At 66.4% G+C, this 1,169-nt stretch carries 1 protein-coding gene; it reads left to right on the top strand.

Annotated features, from left to right (window positions below; genetic code table 11):
- The coding region (locus ABZY20_RS37335; protein WP_356447998.1) for a proprotein convertase P-domain-containing protein at window positions 1-858 on the top strand (858 nt) is incomplete at its 5' end.
- Between the last annotated feature and the right edge of the window lie 311 nt (window positions 859-1,169).

Genomic DNA, 1,169 nt, shown 5'->3' with positions numbered 1-1,169 from the left:
GCGCTTAGCACGGTTTACGCCAACGATTACGACAGCGGCACCAACCGGGTCTATCGCTGGGGCTATCTGGCGGTGCGCTTCATGTTCGAACAGCGCCGCGCGCAGGTGAACGCGATCCTGGCCAAGTTCCGTCCGGGCGACTACAGCGGCTATGCGACCTACATGGCCGGCATCGGCCAGAGCAACGACGCCGCGTTCAAGGCCTGGCTGCCGTGCGTGGCCGACCCGGCCGGCAGCGGCTGTACCGGCACGCCGAACCAGCCGCCGACGGCGAACTTCAGCGTCGCGGCGAGCGGCTTGAGCGTGAGCTTCACCGACACCTCCAGCGACAGCGACGGCACCATCGCCTCGCGCAGCTGGAACTTCGGCGACGGCACCACGTCCACCGCGACCAACCCGAGCAAGACCTACAGCGCGGCCGGCACCTACACCGTCACCCTGACCGTCACCGACAACGGCGGCGCCAGCAACACCAAGACCGCGACCGTCACCGTCGGCGCCAGCAGCGGGCCGCAGACCTACACCAACGGCGCCGACGTCAACATTCCCGACAACAACGCCACCGGCGTCACCAGCTCCATCAGCGTCACCGGCCGCACCGGCAACGCGCCGAGCAATGCGCAGGTCGCGGTCGACATCGTCCACACCTATCAGGGCGACCTCATCGTCGACCTAATCGCGCCGGACGGCTCGGTCTACAACCTGCACAACCGCACCGGCTCGGGCACCGACAACATCAAGAAGACCTACACGGTGAACCTGTCGAGCGAAGCGCTCAACGGCACCTGGAAGCTGCGCGCGGCCGATCGTGCGGCGGTGGACACCGGTTACATCAATAGCTGGAGCGTTACCTTCTAAGTAAAGCGGCATTCGCCGATGCGATCCCAAGCCCCGGCTTCGGCCGGGGCTTTTTCGTTGCGTGTTCGTCGCTCGCGCTGGCGATGCGTGCGCGGTCGCGGAGCCGTGGGTCGTGCTCTTGCGGCGCTTTGTCTGTCGCGTGGCGGCTTGAGGGTGGGGCAGGAGCGTGCGTCGAGCGGTGCAACCGCGCAGTCCCACGTCCGTCGCTCATGGAAAACGGCGAGTCACGGTGCCTCTAAGACTCGTCCTAAAAAACGCCAGACGTGAGCTAGCGCTCGCTTCTCCTGCTTCAGCGAAACGCCGCCGACGGC

This window comes from Streptomyces sp. NPDC006624 (assembly GCF_040611555.1).
Taxonomy (GTDB): domain Bacteria; phylum Actinomycetota; class Actinomycetes; order Streptomycetales; family Streptomycetaceae; genus Streptomyces.
The sequence above is the reverse complement of the archived record's forward strand: the minus strand, read 5'-3'. Positions and strand labels throughout refer to the sequence as shown.